This window comes from Agrobacterium albertimagni AOL15 (assembly GCF_000300855.1).
Taxonomy (GTDB): domain Bacteria; phylum Pseudomonadota; class Alphaproteobacteria; order Rhizobiales; family Rhizobiaceae; genus Allorhizobium; species Allorhizobium albertimagni.
Map to the genome: position 1 here is coordinate 152,729 of NZ_ALJF01000008.1, position 14,471 is coordinate 167,199.

The following is a 14,471-nucleotide window of genomic DNA, read 5'->3' on the forward strand; positions in this document are numbered from 1 at the left end:
CGTCGGGTTATGGGAAATCCTTTGAAAACGCAATGTCGCATGGCGATGCAGGGCTTCCGCTCGGTCGAGGAGGCGTGTAAACAGCTTCCAACGAAACGGACGGGAGCTTTCGGCGCATGGACGCCCGCGAAATGAAGATCAAGGCCGCAGCTGCGGCGCTGGAGCATGTTGAAGACGGCATGCGCCTTGGGATCGGAACCGGCTCGACGGCAGAGGAATTCGTTCGCCTGCTGGCCGAAAGGGTCGCCGGTGGACTGAAGGTGCAGGGCGTACCCACTTCCGAGCGTACGGCGCGGCTCTGCCTCGAACTCGGTGTTCCCTTGAAGTCGCTCGATGAGCTGCCGGAACTCGATCTGACCATCGACGGCGCGGACGAGATCGATCCGCAGTTCCGTCTGGTCAAGGGTGGCGGTGGTGCACTGCTGCGCGAGAAGATCGTCGCTGCGGCCTCAACGCGCATGATCGTGATTGCCGACGAAACCAAGCTCGTCGAGACGCTCGGCGCGTTCCCGCTGCCGATCGAGATCAACACGTTCGGCCAGGCTTCCACGCGCTTGGCGATCGAGCGGCTCGCATCCGAACTGGGGCTTTCCGGCTCGATGAAGCTCAGGACCCGGTCGGACGAGAGCCTGTTCATGACCGATGGCGGACACCTCATTTTCGACGCATCTTTTGGCCGCATTCCTGATGCAGACGCACTGGCAAGCCGGCTCAATCAAATCCCCGGCGTGGTGGAACACGGCCTCTTCATAAACTTGGCATCGCTCGCGATCATCGCCGGACCGGCAGGTGCGCGTGTGATGGAGCCGAAGAACTAACAGGAGCATAGAATTTCATGATCAGCTTTACGCGTATGGGCCGCTTCGCCTCGATCGCCGTGATTGCCGGTAGCGTCATGCTGGGTGCGGTCTCCGCCAAGGCGCAGGATGTGCCGGCAGAGCATCTGCAGGCTGCTCGCGAGGCGATCAGCGCGCTCGGCGTCACCAATCGTTTCGACGCTATCCTGCCGAACATCGTCGACCGCCTGGCTGCCCAGCTCATTCAGGCCTATCCGAACCTGCAGGACGTCATCTCGGCGAAGGTCGAAGAGGAAGCCCTGAAGCTTGCTGCGCGCCGCGCCGATCTGGAGCGTGAAGCCGCGGTCGTCTATGCCAAGGCCTTCACCGCCGCGGAATTGAACGAGATCACTGCCTTCTACGGCAGCGAGACGGGCAAGAAGCTCCTCAAGGACGGTCCGATCGCCACCCGCGAACTGCTGAAGGCCGCTGATATCTGGACCGCAGGGATCGCACGCGATTTGGAGCAACAGGCGAACGAGTCGCTGCTTGCAGAGGTTCAGGCGGAACAGCCTGCGCCCGAAGCAGCGCAGCCTTAAGTCTATCAATGTTGATTTTTAAGCCCGGGCAAACACCCGGGCTTTTCTTTTTGTGCTCCCGCCTCCTATATCAGGCGCAGTTGCAAGCAGAGCCCGAACGGGCAGGAGATCCCCCATGAGCCAATTCGACTATGACCTCTTCGTCATCGGTGGTGGCTCTGGCGGGGTGCGCAGTGCGCGGGTGGCGGCCTCCCTTGGGAAGAAGGTTGCCATCGCCGAAGAATATCGGTTTGGCGGCACTTGCGTCATCCGCGGGTGCGTGCCGAAGAAGCTGTTCGTCTACGCGTCGCAGTTCCACGAACATTTCGAAGATGCCGCCGGCTACGGCTGGACCGTCGGAGAAAGCCGGTTCGACTGGCCTTCGCTGATTGCTGCCAAGGATAGGGAGATTGCGCGCCTCGAAGGCCTTTACCGCAAGGGGCTGGAGACTGCAGGCGTCGAGATCCTGGAGACGCGTGCCGAGCTGACCGGGCCACATGGTGTCCGCCTGGTGAAGTCCGGCAAGGAAGTCACGGCCGAGCGCATTGTCGTGGCGGTTGGCGGTGCTGCCAATCCGCATGCCGCACTTCCTGGTCACGAGCTCTGCATTTCCTCCAACGAAGCGTTCCATTTGGAAAAGTTGCCGCAATCGATCCTGATTGCCGGCGGCGGTTACATCGCCGTGGAGTTTGCCAACATCTTTCACGGGCTCGGCGTCGAGACGACGCTGATCTATCGGGGCACCGAAATCCTGAGCCGCTTCGACCAGGACATGCGGCGCGGCTTGCACGAGGCGATGGTCGCCAAGGGTATCCGTATCGTCTGCCAGGACCACATTCAGAAGGTGACGAAGTCGGCGGCCGGCAATCTCGAGGTCGAGACGATCAACAATGGTCGGCTTGTTGTCGAGCAGGTCATGCTGGCGCTTGGCCGCGATCCGAACACGACAGGTCTTGGGCTCGAGGCAGCAGGCGTCGAGACCAACGAGCGCGGTGCGATCGTTGTCGACAGCTATTCCCGCACCAATGTGCCGAGCATCTTCGCGCTTGGCGACGTCACCGATCGTGTCCAGCTGACCCCCGTCGCCATTCACGAAGCAATGTGTTTCATCGAGACGGAGTACAAGAACAATGCGACGTCCCCGGACCATGACCTGATTGCGACGGCTGTCTTTTCTCAGCCTGAAATCGGCACGGTTGGATTGTCCGAAGAGGCAGCGGCGAAAAAGTTCGAGGAGATCGAGGTCTATCGCGCGCAGTTCCGACCGATGAAGGCGACACTCTCCGGTCGCGCCGAGAAAATGATCATGAAGCTGATCGTCAATGCGGCCGATCGCAAGGTTGTTGGCGCACACATTCTGGGACACGATGCAGGCGAGATGGCCCAGTTGCTCGGCATCACGCTGAAGGCCGGCTGCACCAAGGACGACTTCGACCGGACCATGGCCGTTCATCCGACGGCGGCGGAAGAACTTGTGACGATGTATACGCCGAGCTATCGGATCAGGAACGGCGAACGGGTCTGATCCGTCGCTTCTTCCGACGATGAACGAGGCAGGGCGGGCCTCGACAAGGCCCGCCTGCGGCACTCAGAATTTCGAGATGAGGTCCAGGCCCAGAACGGGTGCCGACAGTGCGGCCAGGGTCAGGAGAGAGAGCAGGAGAATCCGGAGCCTGCGGGTCTTTCGGGTTTGTACGCCAGTCCAATCATACGCCATCACACGATCCTCATGATCAACGCGGGAAGCCTAAACTTCCCGAACACCACGCTACGCCCCCGGAGGCCGGGGTAGAGGTCGAGGCTTGCGTGAAGCTTGCCTCCGACCGGATCCATGAACGACTGCTTAGCTCACAGTGCCTTCAGACGTTGCATGCTGGCATCAATCATTTGCTTTGCAAGGAAATGCTGATGCGGCTGCGGGGTTGCCCCTGTGAATCATGTGGGTAACGATGATGCACCGCAACAGTTGCTCATTGCTTCAACCAGTCGATCGCAGGTTGCCACAGGGTATCCCTGAAGGCTGAACGAAAGAAGCCAAGGTGCCCGACGCTGCCGCCTGCGTCCTCCGGCGAAATCCAGCGGATCTCCTTGGGCGCGCGGTTGTAATATTTCAACAGCGCTTGCTGCGCCTTTGGCGTGCCCCAGGGGTCGTCCGTCAGGCCGATCGCGAGGATCGGGGTCTCGACCTCCGAAAAACGGCGGGCGGCATCCATCGTCGGGTCGGCGAAGAAGTATTCGGGATGACGGCCCCAGCGCGCCCATTCCCGGAAGATGGTGCCCGGTAATGTCTGGCCAAGGCCGATCCGCCCCGGCACTCTGCCGAGCAGTGTTGCCAGGGGAACGCCGACAAGGTTCATCTGGCTGAAGACACGAAAGCGCGGCTTGGTATTGCCCCAGTAGCCGGTCATCGTCGCCACCATCAGGTAGCGGTAGAAGCGCTCGGAGCGTCCGCCAAGGGCAAGCACCTGTCCGCCGAAGGATTGGCCGATGCCGACAAGCCGGTGGTCAGGCGCTTCCAGTTCAAGGCGATGCAGGGCGGCGGGCATGTCGAAATGCGCCCAGTCGCGCATCAGCAACGGACGCCTCCAGTGGCGCGGAGCCTGTGAGCCGGCGACCCCGCGATAGTCGTAAATGAGTGCCGCTCTGAAACCGTGCTGGGTCACGAGATGCTCGGCAAAGCGGGCATAGAAACCGCGGGGGACCGCGGCAGCCGACGAAATCAGGGCCAGCGGCCCATCACCGCTGCCGCGCATCAATGTGCCGTGCAGGGGAAAATGATCCGTCGTTTCGAACTGGATCTCGAATTTTTCCATCACGTGTTGCGTCATGCCGAACCTCCCGCTCCGGATGCCAACTCCGATCTTACGTTTACGTTCATGTCATATCAAGCACCGCGCGAGGTTCGTTCGGGTGAGGTCCCTTTTTGCCCATGTGGACGGTGCCCGTTCCCGGCGTCCCACCCTTCGAAAGTCCCTAAACTACGGCTTTGCAAGCGGTGATTAACCGTTTATAAGCCCCCATCCGATGCGGCCGGGAGGTTGCCGCAGTTAGTTTCAGACAGGTGAAGACCATGGCGCAGAATTGGACCCCGAGCAGCTGGAGACAGAAGCCCATCAAGCAGGTTCCGGCTTATCCGGACCTCGATGCATTGAAGGCTGCGGAGCAGCAGCTCTTGACCTATCCGCCGCTGGTCTTTGCGGGTGAAGCCCGTCGCCTGAAGAAGTCGCTTGCCCAGGTCGCCGAAGGCGAGGCATTCCTGCTCCAGGGCGGCGATTGTGCCGAGAGCTTTGCCGAGCATGGCGCGGACAACATCCGCGACTTCTTCCGCGCCTTCCTGCAGATGGCCGTCGTGCTGACCTTTGGTGCGCAGCTGCCGGTGGTCAAGGTTGGCCGTATCGCCGGTCAGTTCGCCAAGCCGCGCTCGTCCGACATGGAAAAGATCGGCGACGTGGAGCTTCCGAGCTACCGTGGCGACATCATCAACGGCATCGAATTCACCGAGGACGCGCGCATTCCGAGCCCGGAACGCCAGCTGATGGCCTATCGCCAGTCGGCGGCGACGCTCAACCTGCTGCGCGCTTTCGCCATGGGTGGCTATGCCAACCTCGAGAACGTGCATCAGTGGATGCTGGGCTTCGTCAAGGATAGCCCGCAGGCCGAGCGCTACCGCAAGCTCGCCGACCGCATTTCCGAAACCATGGATTTCATGAAGGCTGTCGGCATCACCTCGGAAAACAATCCGAGCCTGCGTGAGACCGATTTCTTCACCAGCCACGAGGCCCTGCTTCTCGGTTACGAAGAGGCGCTGACGCGCGTCGATTCCACTTCGGGTGACTGGTATGCCACGTCCGGCCACATGATCTGGATCGGTGACCGTACCCGCCAGGCCGACCATGCGCATCTGGAATACTGCCGCGGGATCAAGAACCCGATCGGTCTGAAATGCGGTCCGTCGCTGCAGGCGGACGATCTCTTGAACCTGATCGACATTCTGAACCCGCAGAACGAAGCCGGTCGCCTGACCCTGATCTGCCGTTTCGGTCACGACAAGGTTGCCGAACACCTGCCTCGCCTTATCCGTGCCGTCGAGCGCGAGGGCCGCAAGGTGGTGTGGTCCTGCGATCCGATGCATGGCAACACGATCACGCTCAACAACTACAAGACCCGTCCCTTCGAGCGGATCCTGTCGGAAGTCGAGAGCTTCTTCCAGATCCACCGTGCGGAGGGTTCGCATCCGGGTGGTATCCATATCGAGATGACCGGCAAGGACGTCACCGAATGCACCGGCGGTGCGCGTGCCGTCACAGGCAACGATCTCGCCGACCGCTACCACACCCATTGCGATCCGCGTCTCAATGCCGACCAGGCTCTGGAACTTGCCTTCCTGCTTGCCGAGCGGATGAAGAGCGGCCGCGACGAAAAGCGGATGATGGTTGCGAACGGCTGAAACATAGGTTCAACTTTCCGAGTTTGACGACCGGGCGGGCTTCTATGAAGCTCGCCCGGTTCGCGTTTCGGAGGTGACATCATGCAAGACAAGACGGGGCGCTGCCTGTGCGGCGCGGTGACGATCACCGTTCGGGGAAAACTCGGTCCGGTCAGCTATTGTCACTGCTCGCAGTGCCGTCGGCAGACCGGGCTCTATTATGCGACGACGGATGCCGCGATCTCCGATGTCGAGATTACGGTGCGCGACAGCATCGGGACCTTTCGCGCAAGCGCGGACGCTGAGCGTGCCTTTTGCCGCCAATGCGGCTCCGCGCTCTATTGGAAGGGGGACGGCGAGGGCCGGATCTCGCTGATGGCCGGGCTCTTCCCGAACCCGACGGAGCTTGAAAGCGGCTACCACATCTTTTGCGCCGACAAGGGCGACTTCTACGAGATCAATGACGGACTGCCGCAATATGCCGCGAGCCGCGACTGAGATCGGTCAGGCGGCGGCGGCGTTCGAGGTCTTGATCCCGAGTTCCGCCAAGGCTTTCTCGTAGGAGAGGTCGATGGCGGCGAACTTGGCGGACTGCCAGCCGAAATAGTCCTCGACGAAGGGGCTGCTGAGCATCAGGTCGCCCCGGCGTCGCGGCTGTTCCCAGTGCAGCAGGTTCTCGGTCTCGGCCTTCTTGAACATGCGCTTCAGATTGGTGGTCGAAACCTGGTAGGTGTCGCTGAGATCTGTCAGGCTGACCGGGCCGCAGGAATGCGCCTCGGCCGCCCGGTTCACGTCATCAAGCCGTGCGATCAGGTCGTGCAGGATAATGCCGCCGAGATCCGACCAGAGGAAATGGCCGATGGTGTCAGGCGGATCGCGCCACATTGGGTCGCCCACCATAATTTCAGCGCCAATCGGCTGAGCGATCAGGAAGATCCGCTCTTCCGCAAGCGAGGTCATTTCCCGGTTGCCGCCATCGAGGCGGTCGAGACAGGCAAGGTGGCCATTGAACCAGCTTCGAAGCCCGTTCAGGCTGAGTTCGGTGGGCTCCAGCACGCGCACGCGCTTGTCGGGCACTTCAGGGACATCTCGCAGGAACTTGTAGGCGACCAGCTCGGCGAGATAGCCTGTTGCGGTATTGCGGCTGGCTGCGCCGAGGCGCATGACCGTGTCGACGAAGCGGGTGGCCGTCAGGCCCGACAGCGGATCATCGGGCGTGCGGCGCAGCGCCAGCGCAAAGACCGACTGCGTCATCAGCCATTTGCGATGCGATGCCTTGAGGCGCGACATGCGCGGTGTGCGCATGTGGATCGCAATCAGGTGTTGGGCAATCTGTTTTTCGATGGCCGGGTAAAGCGGATGTGCAAATATTTCGGCGCGCGTCAAAAACGGCATGGCAATGGCTCGTCTCTAAACTTTGAGTGCCAGCAGAGGGGCCGGCTGCAAACACAGTCGGGCCATGACAGTGTTCGCAATACTGTCAAGAACTCTGATTTGTCGAACAAAAAAAGTCTATGGCCGAAATTGTGGTACGCTGCAATAGCAGCGTCCGGTCAAAATCTCTTTATGGATAATTGTGATCGCAAGTAACGGCGGGCTCAACTGCTCGGCTGAAGTCTACCCGATTGTTCCGGAAAGAAACGTTCCATCCCGTAGCCTTCGCCGAACATCACGTCATGCTGAAGCAGGCGGTAGTCACGGATGAGCGGATCGATCCGGCCGGACAGCGCCCAGTCAGCCTGGGCCTTGTTGTTACGGGCAATCAGCTGGTGGCGGTCGATGACTGCGTAACGTTCGGCCACGCGACCGAGCATGCCCGTGTAATAGGGGTGACGGTAGCCGGCCATATGGACGATATAGTAGGGCAGCTGCGATGGGCTGACCGAGCCGATATCCTTCTGCGTTCCCCGCTTCGATGACCAGATGACGAGCGGCGTTTCATGCTCGCGCTTCATCGTCTCGACCGAGGCCTTGCGGGTGGCGACCACGCTGGCCATGTAGCCGCTTTCTGTATAGACCTCGTTCAGCGGCGGCAGATGGTCGCCGAAGAGCACGATGATCGTTTCGCGGCGCCGCTTCTTGGCCCAGTCCATCAGATCCTTGAGGCTCTGGTCGGCTTCCTTCACCCCTTGCGTATAGGTCTCCAGCGCGCTGACGCTGCGATCGGACAGGGTGGGGGCATCAACGCCGATGGTGTTCTTCACATAGCGGTTGCGCTCGTAGGGTCCGTGGCCCTGCAGCGTGACGGCGAAGAAGAAGAAGGGCTCGTCCGTGTTGTCGGCCTCCTTGATGATGTATCGGGTGAGCGCGTCGTCGGAGGCAAAGATGCCGCGCTTGTCCATGGCCGGCATGGTCTCTTCCGAATGGAACTGCCGGAAACCGAGCGACTGGTAGACATTGTTACGGTTCCAGAACCAGCCCTGGAAGGGATGGAAGGCCTTCGTCACATAGCCCTTCGATTCAAAGAAAGTCGCAAGCGAGGGGACCGGACGGCGGATATACTGCTGATAGGGGATGCTGCCATAGGGCAGGAACGCGTTCGAGAAACCGGTCAGGGCCTCGAATTCGACATTGGCGGTCATGCCGCCGAATTCCGGCGAGAAGACGTGGCCGGACTGGCTCGCCCGGATGGTCGGCATCGGATCCGCCGAATAGCGGATGCTGCTCATGCGGGTCGGGTCCCACAGAGACTCGCTCATCACGACGATGACATCGGCCCGACGGCCGGAGAAGATGGAGGCAGGCAGCAGATCGGTCTGCATGTCGGTGATTGCGACATTGCTGTAGCCATCGGGTGCCGCGACATTGGCCATCGGCACATTGAATGCGAAGGCGAGCAGGAAGCCGTTGTGGCGATAGTTTTCGTTCTGGTCCCACATCATCGGCAGGATTTTCAGCCGATCGCGCACCGCCGAGAAGGCCATGGGATCCATGAGCGAGGCGAAGCCGACGAGCAGCGGAATGGAAAGCGCAGCGCGGAGGCCACGGCCCGTCAGGTTGAGGCGGGGAAACACCTTGCGGCTCTTCCAGATCAGCGCAATGAAGGCCGCAACGGCAACGAGGCCGCCAATCGCGAGAGCGACTGCCTTCATCGGTTCGGCGGCCACCATGGCTGGCAGGAGCTGCAGGATCTGGCGACCGAAAAGCAAATCGCTGGGATAAAGCGGATCCGAAAGGAAAAGCTGCTTCTGGCCTGAGAAGAAGGCGGGCAGGAGGGTCAGCGGGGCGATGAGAAGTGTCGACTGATAGGCCTTGCCAATGATCGCATCGGCAAAGGCGAGCAGCAGGAATACGACACCGACCGCCACCAGTCCGGGACGGTTCGAGGACGTCATGTATTCGACCACGTCGACCATGGTGCCGCGCGCCAGGATCTCGCTCAGCAGGACGATGGCTGCAGCGATCAGTCCGATATTGATCAGCTGTATCGCGAGCTGGACGATCGACGAGTTGCCGAGTTCGCGCTCGCGGACGCTGCCGAAGGCGCTGACAACATTCGCGATTCGCGATTTCGGGCTGGTTTGGACCACGTCGAACTCCAGATCATGGGGGGGTGTCATGAAAGGTTCGCATAGGTGTCACATAAACGTCATGAATGCTACATGAACCGCGGCGTATCAGCCTTTGTTCCCATCATTTCCTGCGCTTTGGTTCGTGCTGGGGTTGGTGCTGGCGCACCCAGCCGGTGGGGTCGCGAAGAAGCAGCGTTGCGAACCGTCCGGCGAGCCGCTAAATCGGTGTTATGAGCGAAGCAAAGAAGATCTCCGACGTCCTGCGCATAGCGGTGGCACAGTTCAATCCTGTCGTCGGCGATGTCGCTGGCAATCTGGCCAAGGCTCGCGCAGCGCGGGCGGATGCGGCCGGGCAGGGCGCTGACCTCCTCTTGCTGACGGAGCTCTTCATTTCCGGTTACCCGCCCGAAGATCTCGTCCTGAAGCCCTCCTTCCTGAAAGCCTGCCTGCAGGCTGTGGAAGCGCTTGCGGCTGACACCGCCGATGGTGGCCCGGGTGTCATCGTCGGTTTCCCACGTCAGGGCGAGGCGGGGCGGCACAATTCTGTCGCGATCCTCGATGGCGGCAAGATCCTCGCCTTTCGTGACAAGATCGATCTGCCGAATTATGGCGAATTCGACGAGAAGCGGGTGTTTACCGAAGGCGAGATGCCGGGACCGGTCAATTTCCGCGGTGTGCGTATCGGCGTGCCGATCTGCGAGGAGATCTGGAACGATCTCGGGGTCTGCGAGACGCTTGCCGAGACGGGCGCCGAAATCCTGCTCGTGCCGAACGGCTCGCCCTATTATCGCGGCAAGGTCGATGTCCGCCATCAGGTGGCGCTGCGCCAGGTGATCGAGACCGGTCTGCCGCTGATCTTCGCCAACCAGCTCGGCGGTCAGGACGAACTGGTCTTCGACGGTGCGAGCTTCGCCTTCAACGGTGACAAATCGCTCGCCTTCCAGATGAGCCAGTTCGAAGAGACGCTGTCGGTCACGACCTGGAAACGGACCGCGGATGGCTGGCGCTGCGATCAGGGGCCTATGTCTCGCATTCCCGAGAGAGAGGAGGCGGATTACCGCGCCTGCGTGCTCGGCTTCCGCGACTACGTCAACAAGAACGGTTTCAAGAGCGTCGTGCTCGGCCTCTCCGGTGGTATCGATTCCGCCATCTGTGCATCGATCGCGGTGGACGCGCTTGGCGAGGAGCGGGTTCGCACGATCATGCTGCCTTATCGCTATACCTCGCAGGAGAGCTTCGCCGATGCCGAAGCCTGCGCCAAGGCGCTCGGCTGCCACTACGACATCGTGCCGATCCAGGACCCGGTCGAAGGGTTTCTCTCGTCGCTGTCCGACATGTTCGAGGGCACCGAGAGCGGCATCACCGAAGAAAACCTGCAGAGCCGGACGCGTGGCACGATCCTGATGGCGATCTCCAATAAGTTCGGCTCCATGGTCGTGACCACCGGCAACAAGTCCGAGATGTCGGTGGGTTATGCCACGCTCTACGGCGACATGAACGGCGGTTTCAATCCGATCAAGGACCTCTACAAGATGCAGGTCTATGCGCTTTCGGCCTGGCGCAATGCGAATGTGCCCCCTGGGGCGCTGGGGCCGTCAGGCGAGGTGATCCCGGCCAATATCCTGTCGAAGGCGCCGTCGGCGGAGCTTCGCCCGAACCAGACCGACCAGGACTCGCTGCCGCCTTACCCCGTGCTTGACGACATTCTCGAATGCCTTGTCGAGAAGGAAATGGGTGTCGATGAGATCGTCGCGCGTGGCCATGACATCGCGACCGTTCACCGGGTCGAGCATCTGCTCTACCTCGCCGAATACAAGCGGCGGCAGTCGGCACCGGGTGTGAAGATCACCAAGAAGAATTTCGGACGCGATCGCCGCTATCCGATCACGAACCGTTTCCGGGATCGATAACAGTGTCGATAGATAGCCGCGACGCCCGGGCTGCTTTGCCTGATTTCACGACGGAAGAGCGCAGCTACATCTTTGCTGTTGGAGCGCATGACAATCAGGATAGCGGTGTTTACCGGACGCTCTCAAGTGCAGCCTACTTCCTGCCTTCGATGGCGATCGGCTGTTACGGTCTGTGGGAGGGGAGCTTCAAGATGCTCGGCATCGGCTTCCTCACGCTGATCGTCAGCTTGATCTGGGGTTTCTACACCGAATGGCGCAATGCTCACATTGAGCAGACGGGCCGGGCGATCTTCGCCAAACTGCGCCAGGCGATGGAAAATCGCTCCGGTGCTGACTGATTATTCCAAGGAGACCATGATGCGCAGTTCGGTCGAGATCTACGATATGGCGACCCGCGAATGCGAGGTCGTCTGGCAGACGGATGACCTCGTCGAGGCGCCCAACTGGTCGCGCGACGGCGAGTTCCTCGTCATCAACGGCGACGGTCTGCTCTATGCGCTGCCGCTCGACGAAGACGATCCCGAACCGGAGCTGATCGACACGGGTTTTGCCGTTCGTCTCAACAACGATCACGGGATTTCACCTGATGGCGCCTCGATCGCCTTTTCCGACCATACGCTTTTCGGCAAGTCCTGCATCTATATGCTGGGCGATGGTGACGACGAGCCGCGCCAGGTCACCGACAAAATGCCGTCCTACTGGCACGGCTGGTCGCCGGACGGTAAGGAGCTTGCCTATTGCGGCGAGCGCAACGGCGCCTTCGATATCTATACCATCTCGACCAAGGGCGGGTCCGAGCGGCGGCTGACGAACGGCGAAGGGCACAATGATGGTCCCGATTACACGCCTGATGGACAGTGGATCTATTTCAACTCCAGCCGTACCGGCACCATGCAGATCTGGCGCATGCGCATCGATGGCAGCGACCTGCAGCAGCTGACTTCCGACGGGTATGGTGACTGGTTCCCGCATCCGTCGCCGGATGGGAAGAAGATCCTCTTCCTCTCCTATGACGCCGATGTCGAAGGTCATCCGCGCGACAAGCAGGTGCGGCTTCGGCTGATGGACGCCGATGGCGGCAATGTCGAAACGCTGATCGAATTCTTCGGCGGTCAGGGCTCGATCAATGTACCGAACTGGGCTCCGGACGGATCGGCTTTCGCCTTTGTCCGCTACTTCCCGGTCGAGGCTTGAGCCTGTCGCATTCCACTCTGTCCTGCTGCTGGTTCTTGCGGTATTGATCCAGCGTCAGGTGCTTGCCGTTAGGTGAGAGAATCGGGAAGCCGGCGAAAATCCGGCACGTGCCCAACGCTGTGAGGCGGACTTGATGCGCAAGGGGAAACCCGGCCACTGGAGCGATCCGGGAAGGCGCGCGTCCTGGATGATGCCCAGTCAGAAGACCGGCCTGGCGAGATAGACCTTTCCCGCGTGGACGGCGGGTGGTTGCGCATTGTGGGGATTACGATGCACGACAGACCGAACGAGTTCCTCGTCCGGACGGCGCCTTTCGCCGATCAGGACAAACAGGCCGTCTACCGGGCCATCCACACACGGCGCGATGTCCGCGACCAGTTCCTTTCCGATCCGCTGCCGGACGATCTGGTGCGCCGGCTGCTTGAGGCAGCCCATGCCGCACCCTCCGTGGGCTTCATGCAGCCATGGAGTTTCCTGCTGATCCGCTCTGCGCGAAAGCGCGAGGCGATCTGGCAGGCGTTTCTGCGGGCGAACGAGGAGGCGGAGGCAATGTTTCCGGTCGAGCAGCGCGACGCCTATCGATCCCTGAAGCTGGAAGGCATCCGCAAGGCGCCGCTCAACATCTGCGTCACCTGCGATCCGGATCGTGCGGGGCCTGTCGTGCTTGGACGGACCCATGATCCCAGAATGGACGCGTTCTCGACTGTCTGCGCCATCCAGAACCTCTGGCTTACCGCCCGTGCGGAAGGGGTCGGGCTTGGCTGGGTCAGCATTTTTCACGAAGCCGAGGTGAAGGCGATCCTCGGCATTCCGGAGCGTGTCCAGATCATCGGCTATCTGTGCCTTGGCTTTGTCGAGGAGCTCTATGCGACGCCAGAGCTCGAGGTGAAGGGATGGCGCAAGCGATTGCCGCTCGACGATCTGATCTACGAGGAAAGTTGGGGGCAGGTCGGCGAAGGTCCCATCACTCTTGCAACGGCTGAGGACCTGACGTTGCCGGGTTCCTGAGGTCGATCGTGCCTTTGTCCGAAGGGAGGAAGGCAGGGCCAACGCGGCGAACGTTGAGGCTGGCCTCATCCAATACGCGCTCCGTGTCAGGTACAGTCGCTGACGCAGCCTCTCGTTTTCTCGGTGCAACTTCGATGACGGACGACTGATAGTCCGGCACGGCCGGACGCGGCGTCATGCGCTGGTAGTATTGCTGCAGGTTACAGGCGCAGGCGGGTTCCGCATCGCTGCGCCGATTGCGATAGAGAAAGGCGTTCGGCAGATCGCGATAGGGTTGGCCGGTGACTGCCGAGATCATGTCCACGGTCTCGCTGCGCTCTGGTGCGTGAAAAAACAGTTCCGTCTCCGTGCCCGGGCACATCTGCTGACATTGCGCGGCATCGCGGGCGAAGTTCATTGCCGAGGTTTGCGAGGAGATCGGGAAGAAACCGCCATCGCAGGTGCGGACACACAGCGTGCGCACATTGCCGCTGGGCATCATGCTGATCTGCGGGGGCGGTGCGGAATAGGCGGCTTCGGCTGCCCGGTCCGGGCGATAGGGTTCCGTCAGAGTGTCGAGGTAAGGAATGCGCTCGGCCTCCTCCGGGTAAGCCGCTTGATCCGGTCCACAGCCATTCGCCTCAAGTGCTGTGACAAGGGCTGCTCGCGCATCTTCTGCGCGGCTTTCGCGCAGATCCGAAAGCCTTGCTGCCAGGATGTCGCGATTGGCCTCCATGCGGGGGATTGCCGATGCCAGATCGCTGCAGTCATTGCCGCCATCGGGGCGGATCTGGACGATGGAGGAGGTCAGGCAGCGGAGCCGCCGCTGATCCTGGCGCGCCTTGCGCAGTTCGAGGTTCTGCTGGGCTATGGCACTGGCATAGCTGTTGATTTCAGGCGACTGTCCGCCCTGTTCGACCAGAACCAGCCTGTCGCGCAGTCGCTCGCAGAGCGCCGAGGCCTCAGCCCCGTTCGGCAGCGCGCTGCCGAGGGCGATCAGCAAGGCAATGGAACTGACTATCCTGCTCGGCACATCCGGATCCCAGTTGTCGTTTGCAAGGCATATGACGACCCTTGTGATCTGAAGA

13 protein-coding genes and 1 riboswitch are annotated in these 14,471 nt (G+C 61.2%); of the genes, 9 read left to right on the forward strand and 4 right to left on the reverse strand.

The annotated features are described in order from the left end of the window. Positions 1 to 116 precede the first annotated feature (116 nt). From rpiA to gor, 3 genes are all read left to right on the forward strand, one after another. The gene (gene rpiA, locus QWE_RS10380; protein ID WP_006726069.1) at positions 117 to 818 is read left to right on the forward strand and encodes a ribose-5-phosphate isomerase RpiA; all 702 of its coding nucleotides are present in this window, start codon (positions 117 to 119) and stop codon (positions 816 to 818) included. Positions 819 to 835: 17 nt separating this feature from the next. Beyond that, entirely contained in the window at positions 836 to 1,375 is a 540-nt protein-coding gene (locus tag QWE_RS10385) for a DUF2059 domain-containing protein (protein ID WP_006726070.1), read from the forward strand. A 115-nt stretch (positions 1,376 to 1,490) separates the two neighbouring features. Next, complete coding sequence (gene gor / locus QWE_RS10390) at positions 1,491 to 2,879, forward strand: glutathione-disulfide reductase (RefSeq protein ID WP_006726071.1); 1,389 nt, start codon at positions 1,491 to 1,493, stop codon at positions 2,877 to 2,879. A gap of 445 nt (positions 2,880 to 3,324) precedes the next feature. Here the strand turns inward: gor and QWE_RS10395 are convergent, their stop codons facing one another. Further along, positions 3,325 to 4,182, reverse strand: coding sequence for an alpha/beta hydrolase family protein (locus QWE_RS10395; protein ID WP_006726072.1), 858 nt, complete (start codon positions 4,180 to 4,182; stop codon positions 3,325 to 3,327). A gap of 242 nt (positions 4,183 to 4,424) precedes the next feature. Between QWE_RS10395 and QWE_RS10400 the strand changes: the two genes are divergently transcribed. Then, positions 4,425 to 5,801, forward strand: a complete 1,377-nt coding sequence (locus tag QWE_RS10400; RefSeq protein ID WP_006726073.1) for a class II 3-deoxy-7-phosphoheptulonate synthase — start codon at positions 4,425 to 4,427, stop codon at positions 5,799 to 5,801. Positions 5,802 to 5,882: 81 nt separating this feature from the next. Next, positions 5,883 to 6,278: a GFA family protein gene (locus tag QWE_RS10405; protein ID WP_006726074.1), complete on the forward strand. Its 396-nt coding sequence runs from the start codon at positions 5,883 to 5,885 to the stop codon at positions 6,276 to 6,278. 6 nt (positions 6,279 to 6,284) lie between these two features. Here QWE_RS10405 and QWE_RS10410 read toward each other — a convergent pair whose 3' ends face one another. Both QWE_RS10410 and QWE_RS10415 read right to left on the reverse strand, forming a co-directional pair. Next, positions 6,285 to 7,175, reverse strand: a complete 891-nt coding sequence (locus QWE_RS10410; RefSeq protein WP_006726075.1) for a hypothetical protein — start codon at positions 7,173 to 7,175, stop codon at positions 6,285 to 6,287. 203 nt (positions 7,176 to 7,378) lie between these two features. Further along, the gene (locus QWE_RS10415) at positions 7,379 to 9,340 is read right to left on the reverse strand and encodes an LTA synthase family protein (RefSeq protein ID WP_006726076.1); all 1,962 of its coding nucleotides are present in this window, start codon (positions 9,338 to 9,340) and stop codon (positions 7,379 to 7,381) included. Between the two features lie 182 nt (positions 9,341 to 9,522). On the opposite strand from QWE_RS10415, the gene QWE_RS10420 reads away from it, so the two are divergent. From QWE_RS10420 to bluB, 4 genes are all read left to right on the forward strand, one after another. Continuing rightward, positions 9,523 to 11,202 carry an NAD+ synthase gene (locus QWE_RS10420; protein ID WP_006726077.1) on the forward strand — a complete coding sequence of 560 codons (1,680 nt, stop codon included), beginning with the start codon at positions 9,523 to 9,525 and terminating at the stop codon, positions 11,200 to 11,202. 2 nt (positions 11,203 to 11,204) lie between these two features. After that, entirely contained in the window at positions 11,205 to 11,540 is a 336-nt protein-coding gene (locus QWE_RS10425; RefSeq protein ID WP_040299940.1) for a hypothetical protein, read from the forward strand. A gap of 19 nt (positions 11,541 to 11,559) precedes the next feature. Continuing rightward, positions 11,560 to 12,396: a TolB family protein gene (locus QWE_RS10430; protein WP_006726079.1), complete on the forward strand. Its 837-nt coding sequence runs from the start codon at positions 11,560 to 11,562 to the stop codon at positions 12,394 to 12,396. Between the two features lie 39 nt (positions 12,397 to 12,435). Further along, a riboswitch (cobalamin riboswitch) is annotated at positions 12,436 to 12,625 on the forward strand. Positions 12,626 to 12,666: 41 nt separating this feature from the next. After that, entirely contained in the window at positions 12,667 to 13,404 is a 738-nt protein-coding gene (bluB, locus tag QWE_RS10435) for a 5,6-dimethylbenzimidazole synthase (RefSeq protein WP_006726080.1), read from the forward strand. On the opposite strand, the gene QWE_RS10440 is transcribed toward bluB, so the two are convergent. Then, positions 13,361 to 14,416, reverse strand: coding sequence for a DUF2865 domain-containing protein (locus tag QWE_RS10440; RefSeq protein WP_157790697.1), 1,056 nt, complete (start codon positions 14,414 to 14,416; stop codon positions 13,361 to 13,363). The two genes, bluB and QWE_RS10440, sit on opposite strands and share 44 nt — an antisense overlap. Positions 14,417 to 14,471 lie beyond the last annotated feature (55 nt).

Coding starts and splice junctions, on each gene's coding strand:
- rpiA (WP_006726069.1), top strand. CDS start 117: ATGGACGCCCGCGAAATGAAGATCAAGGCCGCAGCTGCGGCGCTGGAG.
- QWE_RS10385 (WP_006726070.1), top strand. CDS start 836: ATGATCAGCTTTACGCGTATGGGCCGCTTCGCCTCGATCGCCGTGATT.
- gor (WP_006726071.1), top strand. CDS start 1,491: ATGAGCCAATTCGACTATGACCTCTTCGTCATCGGTGGTGGCTCTGGC.
- QWE_RS10395 (WP_006726072.1), bottom strand. CDS start 4,182: ATGACGCAACACGTGATGGAAAAATTCGAGATCCAGTTCGAAACGACG.
- QWE_RS10400 (WP_006726073.1), top strand. CDS start 4,425: ATGGCGCAGAATTGGACCCCGAGCAGCTGGAGACAGAAGCCCATCAAG.
- QWE_RS10405 (WP_006726074.1), top strand. CDS start 5,883: ATGCAAGACAAGACGGGGCGCTGCCTGTGCGGCGCGGTGACGATCACC.
- QWE_RS10410 (WP_006726075.1), bottom strand. CDS start 7,175: ATGCCGTTTTTGACGCGCGCCGAAATATTTGCACATCCGCTTTACCCG.
- QWE_RS10415 (WP_006726076.1), bottom strand. CDS start 9,340: ATGACACCCCCCCATGATCTGGAGTTCGACGTGGTCCAAACCAGCCCG.
- QWE_RS10420 (WP_006726077.1), top strand. CDS start 9,523: ATGAGCGAAGCAAAGAAGATCTCCGACGTCCTGCGCATAGCGGTGGCA.
- QWE_RS10430 (WP_006726079.1), top strand. CDS start 11,560: ATGCGCAGTTCGGTCGAGATCTACGATATGGCGACCCGCGAATGCGAG.
- bluB (WP_006726080.1), top strand. CDS start 12,667: ATGCACGACAGACCGAACGAGTTCCTCGTCCGGACGGCGCCTTTCGCC.